The organism is Iodobacter sp. CM08 (genome assembly GCF_033446605.1).
GTDB lineage: Bacteria > Pseudomonadota > Gammaproteobacteria > Burkholderiales > Chitinibacteraceae > Iodobacter.
In genome coordinates, this window is the sequence record NZ_JAWQUO010000028.1 from 24,169 (window position 1) to 47,098 (window position 22,930).

The 22,930-nt window shown below is 49.8% G+C and carries 17 protein-coding genes; 4 read left to right on the top strand and 13 right to left on the bottom strand.

The annotated features are described in order from the left end of the window. Positions 1–93: 93 nt before the first annotated feature. On the top strand, positions 94–2,652 hold the full coding sequence (locus R6242_RS15635; RefSeq protein WP_318428499.1) for a TonB-dependent receptor: 2,559 nt from the start codon (positions 94–96) through the stop codon (positions 2,650–2,652). A 50-nt stretch (positions 2,653–2,702) separates the two neighbouring features. Here the strand turns inward: R6242_RS15635 and R6242_RS15640 are convergent, their stop codons facing one another. From R6242_RS15640 to R6242_RS15650, 3 genes are all read right to left on the bottom strand, one after another. Beyond that, the gene (locus tag R6242_RS15640; protein WP_318428502.1) at positions 2,703–2,987 is read right to left on the bottom strand and encodes a GyrI-like domain-containing protein; all 285 of its coding nucleotides are present in this window, start codon (positions 2,985–2,987) and stop codon (positions 2,703–2,705) included. 348 nt (positions 2,988–3,335) lie between these two features. Next, positions 3,336–4,856 (bottom strand): thioredoxin family protein, encoded by a 1,521-nt coding sequence (locus tag R6242_RS15645; RefSeq protein ID WP_318428503.1) that lies wholly within the window; start codon positions 4,854–4,856, stop codon positions 3,336–3,338. Positions 4,857–4,986: 130 nt separating this feature from the next. Continuing rightward, on the bottom strand, positions 4,987–5,595 hold the full coding sequence (locus R6242_RS15650) for a class I SAM-dependent methyltransferase (RefSeq protein WP_318428505.1): 609 nt from the start codon (positions 5,593–5,595) through the stop codon (positions 4,987–4,989). A gap of 168 nt (positions 5,596–5,763) precedes the next feature. Between R6242_RS15650 and R6242_RS15655 the strand changes: the two genes are divergently transcribed. Beyond that, positions 5,764–7,683, top strand: a complete 1,920-nt coding sequence (locus R6242_RS15655; protein ID WP_318428507.1) for a S9 family peptidase — start codon at positions 5,764–5,766, stop codon at positions 7,681–7,683. 456 nt (positions 7,684–8,139) lie between these two features. On the opposite strand, the gene R6242_RS15660 is transcribed toward R6242_RS15655, so the two are convergent. The 7 genes from R6242_RS15660 to R6242_RS15690 form a co-directional block, all read right to left on the bottom strand. After that, on the bottom strand, positions 8,140–10,173 hold the full coding sequence (locus R6242_RS15660; protein ID WP_318428509.1) for a M3 family metallopeptidase: 2,034 nt from the start codon (positions 10,171–10,173) through the stop codon (positions 8,140–8,142). Positions 10,174–10,344: 171 nt separating this feature from the next. After that, positions 10,345–10,998, bottom strand: coding sequence for a glutathione S-transferase family protein (locus R6242_RS15665; RefSeq protein WP_318428511.1), 654 nt, complete (start codon positions 10,996–10,998; stop codon positions 10,345–10,347). 9 nt (positions 10,999–11,007) lie between these two features. Then, positions 11,008–11,502 carry a DUF1993 domain-containing protein gene (locus tag R6242_RS15670; protein ID WP_318428513.1) on the bottom strand — a complete coding sequence of 165 codons (495 nt, stop codon included), beginning with the start codon at positions 11,500–11,502 and terminating at the stop codon, positions 11,008–11,010. Positions 11,503–11,657: 155 nt separating this feature from the next. Further along, positions 11,658–12,719, bottom strand: coding sequence for a DUF1513 domain-containing protein (locus R6242_RS15675; protein WP_318428515.1), 1,062 nt, complete (start codon positions 12,717–12,719; stop codon positions 11,658–11,660). A gap of 176 nt (positions 12,720–12,895) precedes the next feature. Then, positions 12,896–13,876 carry an imelysin family protein gene (locus tag R6242_RS15680; protein ID WP_318428517.1) on the bottom strand — a complete coding sequence of 327 codons (981 nt, stop codon included), beginning with the start codon at positions 13,874–13,876 and terminating at the stop codon, positions 12,896–12,898. 374 nt (positions 13,877–14,250) lie between these two features. Beyond that, positions 14,251–15,651: a di-heme oxidoredictase family protein gene (locus R6242_RS15685; RefSeq protein WP_318428519.1), complete on the bottom strand. Its 1,401-nt coding sequence runs from the start codon at positions 15,649–15,651 to the stop codon at positions 14,251–14,253. Positions 15,652–15,959: 308 nt separating this feature from the next. Beyond that, positions 15,960–17,123, bottom strand: a complete 1,164-nt coding sequence (locus tag R6242_RS15690; RefSeq protein ID WP_318428521.1) for an imelysin family protein — start codon at positions 17,121–17,123, stop codon at positions 15,960–15,962. A 139-nt stretch (positions 17,124–17,262) separates the two neighbouring features. On the opposite strand from R6242_RS15690, the gene R6242_RS15695 reads away from it, so the two are divergent. Then, positions 17,263–17,790, top strand: coding sequence for a gamma carbonic anhydrase family protein (locus R6242_RS15695; RefSeq protein WP_412100331.1), 528 nt, complete (start codon positions 17,263–17,265; stop codon positions 17,788–17,790). Between the two features lie 74 nt (positions 17,791–17,864). Here the strand turns inward: R6242_RS15695 and R6242_RS15700 are convergent, their stop codons facing one another. Beyond that, positions 17,865–19,487, bottom strand: coding sequence for a methyl-accepting chemotaxis protein (locus R6242_RS15700; RefSeq protein ID WP_318428526.1), 1,623 nt, complete (start codon positions 19,485–19,487; stop codon positions 17,865–17,867). Between the two features lie 308 nt (positions 19,488–19,795). Between R6242_RS15700 and zapE the strand changes: the two genes are divergently transcribed. Next, the gene (gene zapE, locus R6242_RS15705) at positions 19,796–20,947 is read left to right on the top strand and encodes a cell division protein ZapE (RefSeq protein ID WP_318428528.1); all 1,152 of its coding nucleotides are present in this window, start codon (positions 19,796–19,798) and stop codon (positions 20,945–20,947) included. 46 nt (positions 20,948–20,993) lie between these two features. Here the strand turns inward: zapE and R6242_RS15710 are convergent, their stop codons facing one another. Next, a complete protein-coding gene (locus R6242_RS15710; protein ID WP_318428536.1) occupies positions 20,994–21,914 on the bottom strand; it encodes a lipase secretion chaperone in 921 nt (306 codons plus the stop codon). Beyond that, a complete protein-coding gene (locus R6242_RS15715) occupies positions 21,914–22,828 on the bottom strand; it encodes a triacylglycerol lipase (protein ID WP_318428539.1) in 915 nt (304 codons plus the stop codon). The genes R6242_RS15710 and R6242_RS15715 overlap by 1 nt, the downstream gene beginning before the upstream one ends. Positions 22,829–22,930 lie beyond the last annotated feature (102 nt).

Sequence of the window (22,930 nt, forward strand, 5' to 3'; positions counted from 1 at the left end):
TTATGATATTTTTGGTTATTGATATATAAATACTACTTTAAATAACTTTTAGGTATAAATGGTGAGTGTTTTGTGCCTACTCAAGGGGATGATATGCGCTTTAAACCAAAACTCTTGGCGATTGCGATTACCCAAATAACCGCTTCAGCGCTCAGCTATGCCGAAGCGCTGCCAGCTATCAATCAGGTGGAGCGTATTGAGGTGGTGGGGTCCAATATTAAGCGGATTAATCAGGAAGGCCCTTCTTTGATTACCGTGTTTAAGCGTGCAGAAATTGAAAAAACCGGCGCAACCACGGTCGTAGAGGCTTTGGATCAGCTTATTCCTAAAGCCTCGCTTGAGTTTGCTACGGATGGTGGCCGCTTTGCGCCAGGCTCTAGCACCGTGGGTTTGCGCGGAATGGGGGCCAAAAATACGCTGATTCTATTAAATGGCCGCCGCTTAGCATCTAATGGTTTTGCCAATGTAGATACTAGCCCCGTTAGCCTGAACAATATTCCGCTCTCGGCTATCGAGCAAATTGAAGTGCTTTATGATGGGGCGGCAGCGATTTATGGCTCGGATGCGGTAGCTGGGGTGATTAACTTTAAAACCAAGCGCAATTTTGAAGGGGTGGCACTGACCAGTAAGATTGGCCAAAATTTTGCAGGTGATGGGCAAGATGTGGTGCTGGGTATTGCTGCAGGGTTTGGTAATGTAAATGAAGACGGGCAAAATTTATTGTTGACGCTGGATGTTTTAGATAAGCAGCCCACCAAAGATAGCGAGCACGATGCAACGCGCAGTTTAGATAATCGCAGTCAAGGCGGTGCAGATAATCGTTTTACTGGCCTGTATGGCGGCGCTTATAAAATCAAAGGTGGCACGACCACTTTATTGCCAGGCTGCGAAGGCCATGGTGAAATTGCTATCGATAAGTTTGGCAATCAAAAATGCTTAGCCAATGATAATTTATATCGCACTGCGCATATTCAGCGAATGAGCGCCAATGCGCTTTACAATTATCAATTTAATGATCGCTTCTCCCTCTTTGCCGAATTAGGTATAAGCAAAGATAAGCAAGAATTTGAAACTTGGCCTGTGGCTATCCCTGCTGCCCAATCTGTGCTTAAGCAAGGGGATGCCGCTTACCGCGATGTGATCAATGGGGTAAAAACCGATGGCAAAGATGTCACCATTACACGGCGGATTTATGAGGCTGGTTTAGCGCAAAATGATGTGGATAGTGATTCGCTACGCGCTGTACTGGGGGCGAGGGGCTCGATTGAGGCTTGGGACGTTGAAACTGCGCTAACTTATAGCAGTAATAAAAGTAGCCAGTCTAGAGAGCGCGCAGATGCTACAAAAATCAGCAATGCATTAAAAAACGGCGGTTACGATCCTTTTTTGGCGTGGAATCCAGAAGCACAAGCTAGAGCGCTGCTCACTCGGCGCAATCGTGAGGGCACAGCCTCGCTGCTGATCGCGGACGCCAAGATCTCTCACTCTGCGTTATTTAGCTTGCCAGCAGGTGATGTGGGTTTTGCTACGGGGATTAACCTGCTAAAAGAAAAAGCCGATGAAGATGCCACGGTAGCAAGCAGCCGTTTGGTGAAGTCTATCTACGGCGAGCTAAGTGTTCCGCTGCTTAAAAACCTAGAGTTACAAGCCGCATTACGTTATGACCATTACGACGACGTGGGTGGAGCAACCTCACCTAAACTGGCACTGGCTTACCGGCCGCTTGATACCTTATTACTGCGTGGCTCGGCAACCAGCACTTTTAGAGCGCCAAGCCTGCAGCAATTGAATATGTCCCCAACCCCTAGCTACTATTTTTATAACGATTGGGCTAGATGCAAACCTATGGGGGTAGAAGGTGGCGAATGCACGGGGCGAGTGGATTTAAACAGCCGGAGTAATCCGCAGTTAAAGCCTGAAACATCTAATAACCTCACTTTAGGTTTTGTATTTGAGCCCACTAAAGATGCTTCGGTTAGTGTGGATTGGTATCAAATTAAGCAAAACGATGCCATTGAAAGATTAAGTGCACAATACGTGATTGATCATGAAGATAGCAATCCAGCCTTGGCTAAATTGATTAAACGCTTAGCATTAGATCCGGATGATGCAAAAAATTATCCAAGTTTAACTAAAGGCAAAATTGACGTGATTGATTTGCCATTATCCAATATCGGCCAAATTGAAACATCAGGAATTGATGTGGATTTAAATCTTGGATATAAAACAGATGGCTGGGGTAAATTTACGCTGCGGGATCAGTTTAGCTATTTGCTAAGTTATAAAAGCTCTGATTTGCAAGATACCCCGCCGGTTGATCGCACGGGCGGTTATAACTATCCAGATTGGGAAAACCGCATTACGCTGGCTTATCAATACGCAGAATTTGATGCTACCGTTTCGGCTAAAACCTTTGCTAGGGTAAGAGATGCAGCAGATGATCCTGAAAACAGTAGTAATCCCGATGGATATTTACCTTCATATACCACCTTTAATTTAGCCTTTGGATATAAATTAAATAAAAAGACTTCGTTTGCATTTGGCGTAAATAATATCTTGGATAAAGTAGCGCCTTATTCTGTGGATAATGGCGGATATAATGGCATTACGTCTGGGCGTTATGGTTTTTTAAGTGTTGATTACAAGCTATAAGTTTTATCGCTAAAACAAGCAGGCCTGAGTGGCCTGCTTGTTTGCGTGGGTTAGTTGCTAAGCGCAATCCAGATTTCGGTGCGTAAATCTTTAGGCGGGGTGTTGTGGGGCAGATTAAGGTATTGCTCAATCACCGGAATATTGGCCGGTTGCTCACCGCTTTGGGGTAGCCATACGCCAAATAGCCAATGATAAGCCTGCTGTAGCTCGCTATAAGGGCCGCGATGTTCAATCACCCCATAACGCCCAGCTGGGATTTGCGTGCGGGCAAGCTCGCTTGGCAAAACGCCATCGGCTTTGATTTCTACGCAGGCATCCGAGCGAAAATCATCCATCGCCACGCTTTGCGGATCATCATGGTATTGACCACCCGCATCAGCCGCCGCCCGTAATCCTCTGCCGTCCTACTCTTACTCATAACACCTCCATGCCTTGCAGATTAAACCGGTGCGACTGATATAAGGGAACCTCGAAAAACCCATCTGGTCTCATAATACTGCGTTGCGCACTAAAAAAAATTTCCTTACATATCAAACATATGCGGCGTCAATTTTTTTAATACGCGCCTTGTCTTATTTAGAAATATAGGTTTTTCGAGGCCCCCATAGCTTGCTAAGTTGGCAGCGTGTAAAAAAGCGGACACTGAATGTGGCCGCTTTTTTCGAATGATGCCAGATGATTAATTAAGCTTTAGGCTTGAGTAAATCCTGGCAAACACTGCGCTGTGGATCGCTTGCTGGCAGCTTGCTGCAGATGCCATCTAGCTGAGTTAATACACGGCCAACTGCCGCTGCGTGCTGCTTGTCTTTATTCCATGTAGTCAGCTTTGCGACAATTTTTTCTAGTGAGCGGCGGCTGCGTTCGTAAAAGGCGTTGGGCGTGACGGCAACCTCTTTCAGAATGCTTTGCGCCGTTTGCTCGATACGCTCCTCGTTTTGTGGAGCCAGATCAACCAGTGCACTTACATAGCTGCTGCCCCATTGCACGCGGGTAGCGGGGCCTTCGGATTTTTTATACGCTTCTTCGTACCAGCCTAGGGCTTCATCTTTATTGCCACGTTTCTTGGCATTGGCCCCCAAGGAAAGCATAAAGTAGTAAGGCGCGTGCGAGCGTTTTAGCTCGGCTTTGAGTAAGGTATCTGATTCATCTAACAGGCCCGCTTCGCTCAGGGTGTAAGCGGCGGTGCTGATTACTGATTGGCGTTCGTAACCATTCGTGGTGTTTTTATCGGCATCGCTGACGCGTGCACGCACCTCTTTGAGTAGCGGCTCGGCCAGCTTGGCATCTTTAGCGAGGTCCAGCTTGGCGAGTGCCACTTGGCTGGTTAGTGCGCTTAAGCGGTCGTTAGCGGAGAGCGTGGTGTCTAAAGCCAGTTTTTGCAGCGCATTGCTCCATGCGGCAGTCAGCTGGCTTCTTTCTGCAGAGGCCGTTTTACTCTGTTGGCTGACAATATCGCTGGCGCTATTGACGATTACGTCAAAGTTATCGCGGCTAAGCTGCTTATCTGCCAACACTTTATGTAGCAGGGCTAGCTCTGCTGGCGAGCTGCTGGCTTGCTCATCCCCAGCGGCAATAGAGATGGCTTTTAGCTGTAAATGCGTGGCTGCATAAGTCTCTGTGGCGGGTACGGCTAGGGCTAGGGTTTTGAGTGTGCTGGCTAGTTTGCTTTCTTCGATGAGCTGGGCTTGATCCGATTCCCATGAATAATCTGCCAGCAAACGCCAGTCATCCGCGCTGAGCTTGCCACCGGCCAGTGCGCTGCTTAGCGTTTCTTTAACAGGGCGGGCGTTAGAGAGGCCTAGTTCCAGTGTGCTGAGATAGCGCTCTGCATCTACTTCGCCAGGCAGACGGGTGATTTCTGTGCCGTCTGGTTTGAATAAAATCATGCTGGGATAACCGCGCACCTTAAACTGGCTGGCCAGTTTTTGCGCACCCGGGCTATCGCCATCGACATACACAGGGATAAATTGTTTGGTACGGTCAATAAAGCGCTGCTGATTAAAAATCGTCGCTTTAACTTGATTGCATGGCGGGCACCAAGTGGCTCCCCAGTAAAGAAACAGCGGTTTTTTCTCTGCTTTGGCTTTGGCAAAAGCGGCGCTCACATCCCCTTGCTCCCAGGCGATTCCTGCAGGCACGGTGGATGGAGAGGCAAAAGTGCTGCCGCTGACAAGAATCAGGGCAAGGGCGTGGGTGAGTTTCACGGTATCCTGTCTTATATTTTTTTGTGTGAATATATCTTAGCCTATATATTTGTTTGGAATAAATGAATCAGGCTAATTTTAATAATTTGTTGTGTTGTGGCGACAAGCTACAATTTTGAGGGGCTTATTTTTAAGCTCGCCACACACTTGCCAGCCAAGGCTGCTGCTCACAGGGTAAGCCGGCAGGGCGGTAGTAGTGTTCTAGCTCGGTAAAGCCTGCTGCAATTAAATAGCTTTGCCAAGTTGGCAAGTTGTAATAAGCGCCATAGCGTCCTTGATTCCAGCCTTCTTCATTATTGCCACGCGGGTTAGAGCAAAATAGCACGCCGCCAGTTTTTAGCGTGGCGTGCAGCTGTAGCAAAATGTGCGGTAGCGCTGCGCTGGGGATATGAAACAACACGGCATTGGCAAAGATGCCGTCAAAGCGGGCGTTGGGCAGATCGAGTGCTAAAAAATCCTGCAGCCAGACTTCGCAGCCACTGTCTGCTTTGGCCATTTCAACAAAGCGTGCCGTGCCATCTAGGCCAATGGGCTTATGGCCAAGTGCGCTAAAGCGTTTTAAATCACGGCCTGGGCCACAGCCAAAATCTAAGATATCAAATGGCGCAGTGCCGCTGATATGGCGCAAAAGTGCGATGATATTCTGGCTTACATCATGATCGGCAGTGCCTGCTTTAAATGCCTCGGCGTTGGCTTGGTAGTGGGCTAGTGTTTGCTGGCTAATCAGGTCTTGGCTCATATTTATCTCTGTTGGGAATAGCCGCAGTTGCCGAGGGTGGCATAATTCATTACCGTGGTCTGGGATTTTTCCAGCATATCTAGTCATGTTGGTGTAATTAAAAGGAGTGCTTGTTGTTTTGCTTCAGCGGGCAAGCGATAAGCGTGATGCAGAGACAGGGATAAAACAATGAAAAAAATAATCAGTAGTTTATTAGTATGCGGCTGCTTTACCAGCAGCGCCTTTGCCGCCGATTATGCTGGGCTGGGTGCTGATAGCATCAGCAAGGAAAACATAGAAGCCTTTCGCCCTAAGCCGCTAGAGCCTAGTTTATCGCGGCGGATTCAAAGCATGCTGGATATTTCTAGCCCCAGTGCTGGCATGCTCAGCCCAGATGGTGCAAAGCTGTATTTTAGTTGGCGAGTCACCGGGGTTAGCCAAGTGTGGCGCCTTGATGGGCCACAGCGTTTTCCAGTGCAAATGACGGGCGGAGAAGATGCCACCCAAATTGCGGGCATTAGCCCAGATGGCCAAACCTTAGTGATTCAGCGTGATCGCAAAGGCGAAGAAAACCCTGGCCTGTATTTGCAGCCAGCGGGCGGTGGGGCGCTCAAAGAAATTCAGCATATTGCCGGTGTGCAAACTCGCTTTGCTTTTGTTTCAGATGATAATCAGTACGTGTATTACAGCGCCAATGATAAGCAAAAAGACAGCTACACCATTTACCGCTATCACATTGTCAGTGCGACCAAACAAGTGGTGTTTGACCAGCCAGGTTTGTGGAATATCGCGGATCAGCGCCATGGGCGAATTCTGCTGGAAAAAACCATTACCAATCTAGCGGCAGAATTTTATGAGCTGGCCGATGGCGAGCTTAAACCCCTGTTTGGTCAAAATGAGAAAGAAGAATACAGCGCCGCCTACGGTGCAGGGCCAGATGAATTGATTGTGCAAACGTCTAAGTTTGGCAATTTCCGCCGCCTGTATCAATGGAAGGCGGGCCAGTTTAAGCCGATTTCCCCCGAGATAAACTGGGATGTCAGCAGCTTTGAGTTGGATAAATCGCGCCAGCATATTAGCTATAGCGTGAATGAGGCGGGTTATCTCCGTAGCTTTGCGCTGGATGCTAGAAACCTACAGCCAATTAAGCTGCCGCAGTTTAAAGGCAGCGATCATGTGTTGATTAGCGGCCACAGCCCAGATGGCCGCTATAGCCTGATCAGCGTAGAAACCGCCACTTCGCCAAGGCTGAGCTATCGCTATGAATGGAGCACCGGCAAGCTGGTGCAATGGCAGCAGGCCATGAGCCCAGAAGTGGATACGCAGCGCTTTGCCAAGGCCAGTTTAGAAAGCTATCCCGCCAGAGACGGCACTAAAATCCCGATGTTTGTCCGCCGTCCTGCGCAGTGTGCAACGGTGACGTGCCCCGTGGTCGTGCATTTTCATGGCGGGCCGGAAGGGCAAACTAAGGCAGGCTTCTCGCCTGTGGCGCAACTGTATGTGGATGCCGGTTTCATCTTTGCCGAGCCTAATGTGCGTGGCTCGGATGGCTATGGCAAAGCATGGCTGGCGATGGACGACGGCCCGAAGCGCTTGCAAGTGGTGAGCGATATCGAGGACGCCTCGCGCTATATGCGCAGCCAGTGGGCTAAAAATGGCCAAGTGCCTAAGATCGGCATTATTGGTGGCAGCTACGGCGGCTATTCCACCTTGGCAGGCATGACCATGTTTGCAGGCGCTTACGATGCGGGCGTGTCTACCGTGGGCATTTCAAACTTTATGAGCTTCTTGCAAAACACCGCGCCTTATCGCCGTGCGCTGCGTATTGCCGAATATGGCGATCCGGTGAAAGATCGTGAGGCCCTGATCCAGCTGTCACCGATTAACCACATCGATAAACTAATCGCCCCGCTGATGCTCATCCAAGGCGTGTCTGATCCGCGTGTGCCGGTGGGTGAAGCGCTGCAAATGTACCAAGCCGCGCAAAAACGCAATGTCCCCGCCGAGCTAATGCTCTTCGCCGACGAAGGCCACGGTGCGGCTAAACGTGAAAACCGCGTGTACTCGATCGGGCATACGATCAGGTTTTTGGAGGCGTATTTAAAGTAGATGCTATTTTAGGAGTGGAAAAAACGGGCGGAATGGCCCGTTTTTTTTTGAGTTAGCAAACAGCAAAATAACTTTTTAACCACGTTTTTTGCATGGGGCTTAACAATCCCCTTGAAGCACGCCGAAGCGAGGAACAAGCGGGGCGGGGTTTCGGCGAGGATGTTTGAGCGAGCGTAGCGAGTGAGTCCCGCAGCCGCCGCCTCGATTGTCCGCAGTGAGGGGTTTCGTGCTTCGTGGGGTCGCCTTCTTTGCTTACTTTCTTGGCGAAGCAAGAAAGTGAGTCCCAGCGCGGACTGCGCACCAAAATTAACGTGCCGTAGGCACTAATTAAAAGACTTTGGGGGAGACTATGGAGAAATCACTAGACTTATCAATTCATATTAAAAACTGGCGGGTTTCACCCGCCCCTTCGAAGGCTTAATGCTTGGGTATTTTTCGTATACCCAAGCCAGCCTCTTAATTCAAACCATTATGCCTCAGCAAGGCTGCCACTTCTGGTTTGCGGCCACGGAAAGCGGTGAAGGAGTCGATGGCTGGGCGGCTGCCGCCCATGGCGAGCACTTCGTTTCTGAAACGCGCGCCAGTGGCGGGGTCCAGAATCGACTTGCCCGCTGCGGCGGCTTCTTCAAAAGCAGAATAGGCGTCGGCAGATAGCACTTCGGCCCATTTATAGCTGTAGTAACCCGCCGCATAGCCTCCGGCAAAAATATGGCTAAAGGTGTTGTACCAGCGGTTGTAATCGGGGGCGACGGGGGTTTCAAACTCGGCGACCAGTGCGGCATTGTGTGCGGCGGCGTCGATTACATCTGCGTTGGCGTGTAGGCCCATATCAAATAAAGACAGTAAAACTTGGCGCACCATGCCGCTTCCGCTCATAAAGTTTTTGGCGGCCAGCATTTTATCGAATAGGGCGCGTGGCAGTGGCTCGCCGCTGTCTACATGGCGGGTTAAATCGGGCAGTACTTGCCATTCCCAGCAGAAGTTTTCCATAAACTGGCTAGGTAGCTCTACCGCATCCCACTCCACGCCATTGATGCCGGATACGCCAGATTCATCAACTTCGGTTAAGAGGTGATGCAGGGCGTGGCCAAATTCGTGGAATAGCGTGATCACATCGTCATGGGTTAGCAGTGCAGGCTTGCCATCTACCCCGCGCGAGAAATTACACACCACCAGCGCCACTGGGTTTTGCAGCGAAGTGCCTTTACGGCTGCGTGAAAGCACATCATTCATCCACGCGCCGCCTTGCTTACCGTTGCGGGCGTACAGATCCAAGTAGAGGCCACCTACCGCGCTACCGTCCATATTTTGCAGCGCGTAGTAATTGACATCGGGGTGCCAAACGGGCGCTTCGGCCTTTACAAAGCGCAGGCTGTAGAGCGTTTCAATCACTTTAAACAGGCCAGCCAGTACTGCGTCTTCGGTAAAGTAGGCTTTGACTTCTTGGGCAGAGAAAGCGTATTTCGCTTCGGATAATTTTTCTGCCGCATAGCCGTAATCCCAAACAGCCAGCTCGTTCAGTCCTAGTTGTTCTTTGGCAAAGGCTTTAAGCTCGCTTCGATCTTTGGCCGCAAACGGCTTAGCGCCGTGACCTAAATTACGCAAGAATTCGGCCACCTGATCAGGCGTATCGGCCATTTTGGTGGCGAGCGATTCTTCGCTGTAGTTATTGAAACCTAGCAACTGAGCGGCTTCAGAGCGTAGCGCGTGAATGCGGCTAATCAGTGGGCCGTTATCGCGCTCGGCGGGGCCAAATTCTGCGGCGCGGGTTACGTTGGCGTGATAAACCGTTTCACGCAATGAGCGATTGCTACAAAACTGCATCACTGGGCCTTGGCTAGGCTGTTTAAGCGTGACTTTGTAGCCGGTTTTGCCATCTGTCTCGGCGGCAGATTTTGCCGCAGACAGCCAGTCTGGCGGCAGGCCATCTAGCTCAGCGATGTCTTCAATATAGAGCGCCCACTCATCGGTGGCATCCATCACATTTTGGCCAAATTTAACCGTTAGCTCAGATAGCTCTTCTGATATCTCGGCAAAGCGTTGTTTTTGCGCCTCCGCTAGCTCCGCACCAGAGAGGCGGAAATCCCTGAGCGTGTCTTCAATAATGGTTTTTTTAGCGGAGTTGTAAGTGGCGAATTCGCTGCTGGCTGCAATTAGCTTGTATTGCGCATATAGCAGCTCGTTTTGGCCTAGCTCGGTATAAAAATTAGAGATGCGGGCGATATTAGCATTGTAAACATCGCGCAGCTCAGGGGTGGTGACTACACTTTCTAAGTGAGCCACCACGCCCCACGCTAAGCCCAGTTTATTGAGCGCTTCATCCAGCGGCTCTACAAAACTTTCCCATGTTGGGTTCTGGGCTTGCTCGGCGGCGGTAACGGCAGCGGCACTGCTAGCCAGCAGGGTATCGAGCGCTGGGTTGATATGCGTCGGTTTAACGCTTGGGTAATCAGGCAGTTTGCCGGTCAGATCGAGAAGTGGATTGCTCATGCAGCTGGCTCACGTATTTAGAATGGTATAGAGGCTAAATGCGCGCGATGGCGCGTAATTCAAGGTGATATTGCTTATAAATTACGTAAGGGGGCATCAAAAAACTTATCCACCAAATAAAATAAGGCGAATTTAATTGTAAGGTTTTTTGATGCCCCCTTATGTCTGCCCTTATTGGCTAACCATGCGCTGTATTTCTTCGACCTTGATGGTTGCAGAAGGTGGCATAAGCAAGCCGCGCTGGCAGGCTGGGCGATCGGCCATGCGCTGAATCCATCCGGCTAAATGCGGCAGGCCTTCGATGCTGATGCCGCTCCATTCATAAATGCGTACCCATGGCCAAGTGGCGATGTCGGCGATGCTGAATTCAGCCACCAGATAATCACGGCCATTCAACTGGGTATTGAGCACTTCAAAGAGCCGGCGGCCTTCGTTTTGGTAGCGGGCAATCGCCAGTGGAATTTTTTCTGGTAGATAGCGATAAAACACATTGGCCTGCCCCATCATCGGCCCAATCCCACCCATTTGAAACATTAGCCACTGCAATACTTGCGAGTGTTTTTTTGTATCGCTAGGGAGTAAGCGGCCTGTTTTTTCAGCCAAATAAATCAAAATGGCCCCAGATTCAAATACGCTAAAGCCACCATTATCGTGATCAATAATGGCGGGGATGCGGCCATTGGGGTTGATGGCCAGAAACGCAGCTTCTTTTTGCTCTAGCTTACCCAAGTCCAGTGCAATCACGCGGTAGGGTAGGCCTAGCTCTTCGAGTGCAATGCTGATCTTATGGCCATTGGGCGTGGCGGCGGTGTAGAGATCGATCATGGGGCTTTCTCAGGCGTAGTGGTGAAAGCCATCAAAATCGGCTTTACCAATGGCAAATCCAGCTTGGCGCAAGAGTGCATACACCATGCTGAAATGAAAAAAGAAATTAGGTAGCGCGTAGTGTTGTAAAAACTGTTGCCCAGCTAATGTCAGCGTGGCCTGCCCTGCTTGGCTGGCAGGGCCGGTGATAATGCGTAGCTCGCTGCCAGTAAATTGTGCTTCGTCGAGCGTGGCCAGCCATTGTAATGTGGTGGCTATTTGTTGTTGTAAGCCTGCTAGATCGCGTTGATCTACAATATTGGGCGGTGTTTGCTGGCTTAAAGCACTGGCAATACGGCGAGCAAAACTAGCTACATAATAGATTTGGTTTGCCAAAGGGTGCATATCAATGACGAGCCGAGCATCCAATAATGGCTGTACTTCATGCTGGCTAAGTAGTTGAGTTAATTGTTGCAAATAGCGCTGTAATACGGGCACGCTGCTGGAATACATACTAAGGGTCATGACAGATCCTCATCGCTATTGGTTTTCGGGTGGGGAGTATCTTGCTGGTCATTTCTGCTCAGGAGGCAATGCACGATATGGGGGCGTTCTATTCTCCCCATAAGCAGCGTTTCTTTTATACCTTACATCGCTTGTATTGTCTGCTTAGGTGTCTTTTAGCGATGTTTGGGGCTGGCCAAAATCAAATGATTGTCCCATTTTATGCTGGGGTAGCTGGCAAGAGGGGTAAGCTTGCCGTTGTGCGGGTCTAGCTGGGTGATTACGCCCAGCTCGGTGCTGATCAGTGCTTTGCCCTGCCATGCGGCAATGCCTGCAGGGCGGAGCAGGCCGTATTGTTGGGTGGCGCGGCCGTTTGTATCCCATAGCGCAAGGGCGTTGCCCTCCAATGCGCTTACAATAAACTGATTGCCCACCGCCGCGATACTGGCTGCATAGCCACCTAGGCCGGGCACGGTTTGGGCAAGGCTGAATTGGCCGTCTTTTAAAATAGCCAGCAGCGGAGCGTCGTCCACGCTGCTCCCTGTGCTGGATTCGGCCTGAATGGCGATGCCCAGCGTGCCGTCCTCGGCTAATGCCAGATGGCGCAGGCTGAGTGAGGGATCGGGCAGGATGTGCTGGCTGCGTTTTTTGCCGGAAGGCCAGTCGAGCAGCACGATGCTGGGCTCCATACTGGCCAGATTAAGCTTATTACGGCCACTTTGTGGCAGGGTTAGAATGCCGCCGTTGGCAATCGCCAGCGTTTGTTCATCAATAAATATCAGCTCGTGCGGGCCGATGCCGTGGCTGGGCAGCTCGCCCAATTTTTGCAGCGTGGCCGGATGATAAATGCCGATCAGGCCTTGGCCTGTTTGAATATTGTTTTCACTGGCCAGCAGTTGTTTGCCATCTGGGCTGAGTACGGCGTGGCCAAAGAAGTGGCGTTCGGGGGCGGCGGCAAGCTGCCGGACGATTTCACCACTTTGCCAATTGACGCGCATCATCCAATAGCCAGGCCGACGCGCGATCACAATCGCTTCAGAGGCGGATACCGGAATAATGCCGTGGCCTCGGCTAGGCGTGGCTACCGTGGCTCCGGCTACAGGGCCAAAGGATTTACCCCAGCGTGCCGCCAGTAAAGTCGGTACAGGGCCTAGCGTATCTTCTCCTTTGGCAAAAACAGGCAAAGCCAGTAAGGCTAGGCTTTGTAGAAAGCGGCGTCGGGATGGATCAGTGCGCATTGTAAGCTCGCTTATATAGAGGGTGCAGCGTACTTGGCGCTAATTCTTAAACCACAGAGAACACAGAGTTTCACAGAGGGAAAATATGTCAAACCTAGCGAATTTCTCTGTGGTTCTTAGTGCTCTTTGTGTTCTCTGTGGTTCAGGGTTTGGCTCGGGCTCGGATTCTAGCGGAGTCAATCCCCATCCGATTCAGATAAACCCAGTGTCAGGTCGAGCGCTTCGGCCACATCGGTTTCTATGCTGCGTTTGAGTTCTTTAATGCTAGCCAGATAATTGCTACGTGCTGCTTTGGCGGCAGGGCTGTCAAAGGCTTCTGGGATGGCCGCCTGTGCGGTTTTGGCATTGGCGATGGCAGTTTTTACTTTAGCGATCACTTCGGGTTTGTCGGCCAGCAGCAGGGTAATGCCGCCGCTTGGGCTAAAGAGCGTGCTAGCGACGGTATTGAGGACGGCCACTGAGCTGGCTTTGCCCGTGCCACTGCGCCACTCGGCAAAGGCTTCGCGTTTGGCTTCTTTGGGTAGGCGTTTGGCTTGGCTGTCCAGCGCGCCTAGCATCAGATTTAGCGTTTCTGGCAGTAAATTTTGGCGGAAAAACGGGTTTTCTGCGCCCAGCTGCTGGTGATAGTTCTGCCAACCTGCGTTAAGTAAGCTCACATCGCTGACAATGCGCTCGCTAATGCCCACTAGATAAAGGCAGCGATCTTGCGCTTTGAGTTTGGCTAGCTGGGCCTTGGGCTCTTGATTGCCCCAGAGCAGATATTCAGCGGCGGGTAGGCCACGTGCGCCTACATTGCGCTCATCCAAACCCTTAGGAATCATGGCTTCGATGTCGGCTTCACGCGTTGGCCAAAAATCAATCTTGCGGCCCGTTCTTTCCAGCACAATGGGCCCGCCGGGCGCGGCATCCATGGCGTGCCAGGCCAGGGCGGCTTGCTTCCAAGTATTGCGGGTGATGGCTAGGCTTTTTTCATTGGGCGCGGCACAAAAGGCCTTGCTTTGCGTGGCAAAGGCATCGCTGGCGGCAAGCAATATTTTGTGCCGTGGCAGGTAAGCTTCCTCTAGCCAGCGCACGCTGAATTCTGGCGTGGGGATGGTTGGCTCGGCGTGAACGAGAGGGCTGAGCAGGGCGGTGCTTAGAATAAGGGCGAGTTTCATGTGGTGTTTTTAGTGGTTCGGCATGTTGTGGCCCTATATGCATCACTCATGGTCATGATTCAATGCCGCTTTTGAGAGGCATGTTTTCTTAGGGCGGGTGCAATCCCATTTGCGCAAACTAAAACCTTAACTGAGTATGAAATAGCGCTAAACCTTGAAGCACAGAGGTAGTGAGAGCACAGAGGACACAGAGAAAGACCCAAAAAAGGGCCTTATTTTCTCTGTGAAACTCTGTGGGTCTCTGTGTTCTTTGTGGTTTGAGGTTTAACCCGCTAATTCATATCCTTGTTTTTTGCTTGCACCCGCCATACATGATTTGCATGGCAATGTATTAGTGTGCTTACAGGGTACGGTATGCCGTTCCTCTACCTTGTTTAGAGTGATTGTAAAAACTTCAGCAGCATATCTCGGTCTGCTTTAGATAGTTTCAATACGGCTTGCTTGGCGTTTTCTGCCTCGCCCCCATGCCAAAGTACGGCTTCCATCAGATTGCGGGCGCGGCCATCGTGCAGATATTGGCTATGCTCGTTCACGGCAGGCACCAAGCCTAAGCCCCAAAGCGGTGGTGTTTTCCATTGCTTGCCATTGGCAAGGCCATCTGGGCGGCCATCGGCTAAGCCATCTCCCATGTCATGGATCAGTAAGTCGGTATAGGGCCAGATTTTTTGTCCAGATAAGACCGGCACGGCTTTAAAGTGAGCGGTGGTATAGCTTGCTGTATGGCAGCTGACACAGTTACTTTCTTTAAATACCTGTTTGCCACGTAAGACATCAGGGTTTTGCGGATCACGGCGCGATGGTACGGCTAAAGTACGGCTGTATAAAATAACTTTATCGAGTATCTTTTCGCTGATTTCTGGCTTGCCACCATTGGGTGCATGTAAGCAATCTTTTTGCACCGGCATGCATTCTTCTTTTGGAAAATGCTTAGATGTGATGCCGATATCGCCGTTAAATGCACCCGCAGATTGATGAGCTACGGTGGCAACATTGGCTTTCCAGCCAAAGCGGCCCAGCATGGTTTTGCCTGAGTACACGTCGTTTACATAGTTGGGCTTGCCTTTAATGCCCAGCCCTTCGGCTTTTTGGCGGGCAGCATTGGCTAGAATATCCTTTTCGCTGATGGCTTCCAGTAAGCCAAGTCCGATCATTTGCGGGGCCACGCGCGGGGACATCATCAGCTTAGCATGGGTTTTTCCATAAGCTAAATCGCCGAGTGTGTAAGTGGGCGCGCGCAGGCTATATGGCTCGCCGTCAGTAAATTGCCCAGCTATTTCGCGGTAAGTGATCTTAACTTTGCCTTCAGGTTTTACGCCCTCAACCGCATCATTATTAAACTGGCCACCGTAGCGTGGATCTGGCTTATTGCCAGGGATAGACAGCCTTAGTAGCAAGGAGAGCGGCTGCTCATCTTGCAGGCCATTAGTAAAATTGGGCGGTGAGCCACGGCCGTCTTCGGTATGACAGGCTCCACAGGATCTGGCTACAAAGTGCGGGCCAAGGCCATCTCGGGCGGTGGTGGAGGATGGCGCGGCTACCCAAGGCTTCTTAAAAAAGGAGTTACCGACAGCAAAGTCGGTTTTTTGTTGCTCTGTAAGGGCGGGTGCATCTAGCGAAAAGGCATTACGGCCATGATCGTCAGCCGTTGCAGCCACGCCGCCAGGGCGATCTTCGCCTTCCTCAAATAGGGCGAGCGGGCTGGTGCCATAAGCAATGGCGGCAGAGGCAAGAAGGGCCGAGCTGAGTAGAGCAAGGCGAAGCGATATTTTGGTCATGGTCCAGGCTCTGAATGGCAAAGGCCCTGCCACGATTATCGTGAGCAGGGCTGTTTTTTTACGAGTGCATGCCGTTTTATCCGTCCTAGAAGTGAATGATCTAGCCGGCATTAACGTCTTTATTTAAAACGCCATATATAGGGTGGGCAAAGCGTTTTACCTTGCCACCCTATGCGCATCAATTTAAACCGTGCCATGAAAAAATACGGCTTTTGCAACAAGATGAATTTTTTGGCATATGGCCTACATTGATGCATACGTGAGCATAAAACTTGCCCACCTAAATAGGGCGTACTTTTAGCTAAGTTTTAAGGCTGTTTGGTTGTTAAACGCTTAACGCCCAGTGTTTCCGCTGCGGCGACTAGATCTTTACCCTGTTTTTTTAAGGAATCGATCACGGCTTGCACGCGTTTGCGCCCTGGAGCGTCTTTTTTGCCAATGATTTCTTGGTCAAAAGGCGCTTGGATTTCATTGGCCAGCTTTAAGCTTTGTGCAATATCGGCGCTTACTAAGTCAGCAATGGCTGGATTTTTTTGCGCAACTAGCGCTTTAAAGCTTGCGCCTTCCAGTGTTTTGCCGTCTTTGCCGGTATAGCGGCCTTCCCATACGTTTTGCATGCCGACGATATCGCCGATGATGTCGCGGTGGGTGTTATCCGAGAAGCAAGAGTGCTCGTCTTCTTGGTTTTGTGTATCCATTGCGACTTCCATGCGCTGGCCTGCTAGCTCGCCACGGGTCAGTACGCCAAGGCCGGTTAGGGCTTTTTTCAGGCTTTCTTTATCGCCAGCAACAAAGCGCTGACGGTAGTTTTGTTCTGCAGGTGCCCATTGCTTAGCCACGTATTCCAGATCTTCGATTAGCATCTCGTTTGCTAATTTCATGTAAAGGCGGCGGCGGTCTGCATTGGCGGTTTTACCATCTATAAAATCAGTGAACTTACGATCACCTGGGCCCTTAGCGTTAAAGTCTTGGCCCCAGAGCAAAAATTCAATCGCGTGCCAGCCAGTGGAGACGTTTTCTTCGCCGCCTTTTTCATTCAGTGATTTCAGTTTTTCTTTGGTAATGGCCACTTTAGGATTGTTGATAATCCCTGCTTTGGCTTTACCTTTTACATAATCAATATAGCTTTCATCGATTGGCCAAGCATTGATACGGCCCTCTGGCCCTTGCGCATCATCAATCGGGCCGGAGTAGAAGCGGTAAGCTTCGGTAGGCAGGTAAAACTCACGGGCAGCGAGCCAAGCTTTGCGGGCGCTTGCAAGGCTTTCTGCGCTAGGGGCGGCTAAAAACGCATCAATCACGGCGCTCATTTCACGTGCAGCGGCAATGCTATCGCTATAGCTTGCGTGCACAATGCTTGAGTATTGTTCAAGTGCGGCGCTGGTTGTGATGTCTGCAGCTTGGGATGCTAAGGGTGTCAGCAGTAGACCGGCTGTCATGGCGGCGCACAAAACGCGATTGAATCGTTTCATTTAATGATCTCTAGCACTTGTAAAAATCAGATGATAATGATTCTTATAGCATATGCAATACATTATTGATGCCGTCGTGCTAAAAGGACGGCGGCTATCGCTTACAATAGATATTTAAAAGGATTAAACAACCATGACGATGGGTGTATTTGATGGCATTAAGCCAGTGGTAGCAGCGGGCGCTTGGGTACATGAATCGGCACAGGTGATAGGCGAAGTCAGCTTGGCAGAGAATGCCTCGGTTTGGCCGGGCGCGGTCATTCGTGGGGATGTGAACGCCATTAGCATCGGCAAAGATAGTAATGTGCAAGACTGCGCGGTGTTGCACGTTAGCCACAAACGTGCGGATGATCCACTAGGCGCGCCCTTGGTGATTGGTGAGCGCGTCACTATTGGCCACGGTGTGATGTTGCATGGTTGCACGATTGGTAATGAGTGTTTGATTGGGATGGGCACGATTGTGCTCGATAGAGTAGTGATTGAAGATCGCGTGATGATTGGCGCAGGTTCTTTAGTGCCCCCCAATCGTGTTTTAGAATCAGGCTGGCTGTATATGGGCCGCCCAGCAGAGAAAAAACGCCTACTTACCGAGGCCGAGCTGGCCAATTTTAATTATTCAGCGGCACATTATGTGCGGCTGATGGCAAAGTACCGAGATGCAAAATAAGAATGGTTTATCACCAGTCATATTGGGCTAATTAAAGATCGAGCAAGGGGCGATGTTGCGCCCCTTGCTGCTGCTTAGCTTAGGCGGAATCGCGTAACTGATGTGCTGAGCTGCTTAGCCATATCATCCAGCCCAACAATGGATGAGGCCATGCTGCGCACTGCAACCGCGTTTTCTTCGGTCATTTGGGATATTTTTTCAACATTTAAGGCTAAATCGCGTGCGGCAGTGCGCTGTTCTTGCATTTGATCGGTGATGTTTGTGACCGAGCTAATCACGTCATGGCTGCTGTTATCAATTTTAAGAATGCTCTCTCTGGCTTGATTGGTAAGGGTTAAACCATCCCCTACGCGCTTATGCCCATTTTGCATGCTGCCGATTGCATCGTGCGCGCCTTGCTGAATGGCACTGACCATCGCGGTAATTTGCGCTGCGGATGAGGTGGTGCGCTCGGCTAGTTTTCTGACTTCATCCGCGACTACGGCAAAGCCTCGGCCTTGTTCGCCGGCTCTGGCAGCTTCAATTGCGGCATTGAGGGCTAATAAATTTGTTTGATCGGCTACTTCACGAATCACTACAACAATGCTGCCTATTTCTTCAATTTGCTTACCTAGCCCTTCAATTTTTTCAGAGGCATTGCCAACATCTTTAGCGATTTCTTCCATTTCTTTGGCGGCTGATTGCACATCGTTACTGCCTGATTGGGCTAAGGCTCCTGCTTCAGAGGCTTGGCTGCTTACGTCTTCGGTGTTGGAGGCGACTTGATCCATGCTGGTGCTCATTTGTTCCACCGCAGCGGCCATTGAGCTGGCGGATGCGGTTTGTTGATCTGTGCTTACTGATACTTGTTGTGATGCTGAGGCTAATTCTTTGGCCGCAGATGAAACCGCGTGCGAGTTATCCATCATCATTTGAATAATCGCACGCAGGTTGCCATGCATTTTTTTGATGTCGTTTTGTAATGTGCCAATTTCATCATTGTAAATGGTAATGTTTTGCCAATTATAAGAAAGATCACCATTAGCAATTTCTTTAGCCACTTCTGCAACTTGTGTCAGTGGTTTGGTAATGAGATTCGCAATATAAAATGCCATAAACAAACCCAATGCGATGGCAATTATGCTGGCGCTAATCAAAACTGATTGGGCAGAGGCATAGCTAGCATAAGCCGCTTCTTTACCCTTTTGCATTAAACCTTCTTGAAAAATTGCCATTTCATCGAGTGCTTTAATATAAGTATTGTTATTAGGTGCCACTTGGGTTTTTATAAATGCCCAAGCTTGAGTGGAGTCATTCGCTGTTTTTTGAAATTCATCAAGTTTAGTAGCTAAAATTTTTTCTGCCTGACTCAGTTTTTCAAATAGCTCGCGCCCCTTAGGTGTGGTAATTCTTTTATCTAAATCTTGTAGTTTTTCAACTGTTTTTTTGCGGTTTTCATTCAGCTTGCTGAGTGCTTTATCGTCATCTTCTTTATCTGGTGAGAGCGCTATATTGCGTACTTGTCTGCCGTTGTCGAGAGATAAATTCATTAAATCGTTGGATAGCGCAATTTTGGGGTAGCGATCTTCTATTAGGTCGCGCATAGCATCATCGATTTGCCCCATGCTTTTTAAACTTAGGATTGCCATGATGGCCAGCAGAACTAAAACTGCGGCAAAACCAATAAATAGTTTGCCTCTAACACTGATGTTATGCATGAGAAAATCCTTTAACTAATATGTTGAGCTTAACGTCATCAATAAGCGCAATTGCACACTTATCGTCATTAACGAAAGCTTTGCTAGTAGCTATTGCCGTTATAGGAAGTTGTAAGGTGTAAATGGTACAAGCGTGCTTGCGATTGTCATTTTTTCCTGCTCGGCGGCTGAAGTAGGTTTTTGTGTCTTGCTTGGAGCTGGGAGGGCTTTTTAGAGAGGGAAAGAAATGCAAGTTTGGGACTTATAAAAATAGGGGAAAGTGCTTGCTGGCTTTATAATTGAGGCTTGTTACTCGAAAGGCTTTAGTAATGTCTCTACACGTTATTGCCCCGCCAACGCAAGGAACTAGCCCTAAGGCTTGGTATGCTGGCCTTAGCACCAGCCCAAACTTTATTCCAGATCCTGCTCAGGCCGAGGCGATTGATCGCCTAGATGCGCTTTATCATCAATTGATCTTCTTTAAAACCAAGCGTAGCCGCTTGTTTGGTAAGTCTTTGCTGCCGCAGCCAGATTTACCACGCGGCTTGTATTTTTGGGGTGGCGTGGGGCGGGGCAAAAGTTTTTTGATGGATGCGTTTTATGCTGCTCTGCCTTATAAGCGTAAGAAACGGCTGCACTTTCATCAGTTTATGCAAGAAGTTCATCATGAGTTGCGTCAGTTAAAAGGTGAGACAGACCCTTTAGCAGCTGTCGCGACAAAAATTGCTAAATCAGTGCGTGTGCTGTGTTTTGATGAGTTTCATGTCTCAGATATTGCCGACGCGATGATTTTGGGGCGGCTGATGGAGCATTTATTTAAGCGCGGCGTGGTGCTGGTCACCACTTCTAATTACCCGCCTGATGGCTTGTACCCCAATGGTTTGCAGCGCAGTAATTTTTTGCCAACTATTGCCCTGCTCAATAACACGCTAGATGTGTTTAATTTGGATGGGGGAAATGATTACCGCATGCGTACTCTTACCCAAGCTAGAACCTATCTCACGCCTAATACGGCAGAGAGCGTTGGCGAGCTAGATAGTCTGTTTTCGGCCATGGCCACCAGTAAAGACGGTGCGCCGCAGCTTAAAATAGAAGGGCGCACCATTAAGGCCAAACGGGTGGCGGCAGGAGTGGTGTGGTTTGATTTTTTTGCAATTTGCGGTGATGCACGCGGGCAAGCAGATTATTTGCAAATTGCACATAGCTATCATACGGTGATGGTGTCGGATATCCCAAAGTTGGCGGGTCATCAGGCTGCTGAGGCAAGGCGGTTTACTTGGCTGGTGGATGTGTTTTATGACCACCGCGTTAAGTTGATTATCTCAGCTGAAGTAGCCGTGGACTCGCTGTACCAAGAAGGTGTGCAGGCGAGTGAGTTTTTTCGCACCGCTAGCCGTTTAACCGAGATGCAATCTGAGCAATACCTTGCCCTGCCACACCAATCCATTGAAGCGCAATTAACAGGTATTGCAGAGACGTGATTTGTGGCGGCTTACGCTTCTTAGCCTAAGCCGCCATGTGGTCGTTTTATTCAAATGCGCCTAAGCGCTTTTGCTCTAGTGGGCTAAAGTTGGCATCACGTAGCTTTTGGATGGCGGTGTTTTGCTCGGTATTTGGCAAAGCATGGATGGCATTGGCTTTAGCAATCAGATAGCGATCAATTTTGGCCTGCCACTGGTTTTCTTCTTGGTCTAAGGCGGCTAGCCGATCTGCCGCCTGCTCCCCCACGCTAGCGCTTCTGAGTGCATGCAGTTGGTTTGCTGTTGCGCCTTGTGATCTTGCGGATTGAACATTCGCGGCCAAGCTTAAATGCGCTATCAGGCCCGCGCGTGCTTGTTGCTCAGCGGGGCTTAATTTTGCATCAAGCGCGGCTTGTTTTTGCGCTTTTTGCGTGGCATTGAGTTGGGTATCTTGATTAATCACTAAGCGATCCAAAAGCAGCTCGTCTTGTTGATCATCGCTGGCAAATAAAGCACTGATTTCCGCTCGATTAAAAAATCGGCTGCGGGTATTTTGGATGGCAGCAAGCCGTAAACGCATGGTGGCAATGCTTTGTCCGGCGATGGCTGGGTTGTTGGCGAGCTCGCTTAAAGCGCGTTTAAATTGAATATATTGCGCCAAGATTCGTTTGGCTTCTTTGGCGGCAACGGGTTTGAGTTCACGGTCTAAATCTTGGCCGATTTGCGCCATGATGTCGGAGAGGGAGCGCTCACCAACGGTGGCCAAGTAATAATCAAAACGGCGCAGCAAGGCTTGGTTAAGTTGTAGCTCCCCCTTAGCGGGCTCTATATCGCCATCGGGTAAAGTGCCAAATAATGAGGGAGCAAAGGTGGGCTTTGCTTGGATGGCTGCGACCGGAGCGGCTGCCGGTGCTGGCTTGAGTGACCAAGCCGCAGCAGCCACCAAAAATACGGTGGCCGCCATCGCCGCAAAAATCCAACGCAGCATTACAAACCTGCGTTCTTTAAACGATTTGCGTGCTGCCTAAATACACTAACGGGATTGGTTTCAAATAAGCTAACAATCCCAACAAATTGATTCACCTCATCTAAGTGATTCATGCGGTAATCATCACGAAGCACTTGGCCTAAATGGCTAGAGCAGGATGAAACCAAGCCATCGTTTTTTTCTTTAAATGCCAATGAAGTTAACCCCATCGCGGCATCGCTGATATCAAAAAGATTGGTGAGTGGGCTGGCGCCGCTCCAAGAGTAATAGCGCACGCCATTGACTTGATAGGCACCTTCATTGCAGCTGCCTGCTGGTAGGCCTTCGGGAAATTTAGCATTGAATTTGGCCGCGCCTGCTGTGGTCAGCGAATCGAGAGCTGCATTTGAGCTTTGTGGCAAATTGCCATCCTGTGATGCAAGGCCAATCAGTTTTGCTAGCCCATCGGCAATGAGCACGGCAACGCTTTCATTGACTGAGCCTGGTGCAGCTACTTTTCTAACCACATCTGCTACGGTAGAGCCTTTATTGACCCCCGCAATATTGGTTACTGATGCAATTAGATCGGGCCGCACCGATGCCACATAGCGAGTTGTAGGGCCACCATGGCTATGACCGATGAGATTGACTTTGCTGGCTCCTGTAATGGCTAAAATTTGCTTTACCTGCGCCAATAACTGTTCCCCCCTTAGCTCGCTAGAATTGGTGGCAGAAACTTGTGCAACGTAGACTTTTGCGCCATCTGCCTGTAGGGCTTGCGGCACTTTATAAAAGTAATCAACACCTAGTACTTGATCAAAACCAAAGAGGCCATGGACTAAAACAATTGGGTAGCGGGTCTGTGTGTAGCCTGTTGCCATGACTGGGGCGGCTAAGGATATAAATAATACAAAGCATTTCAGAAAAAATTTCATTCCAAATTCCTCATGGCTTTTTATAAAACGTATGGAGCGGTGTGGCGCTCCTTGTTTAGCCAATCAAACACGTGTTTGATTTGGCTTACATACGTCGTAGCT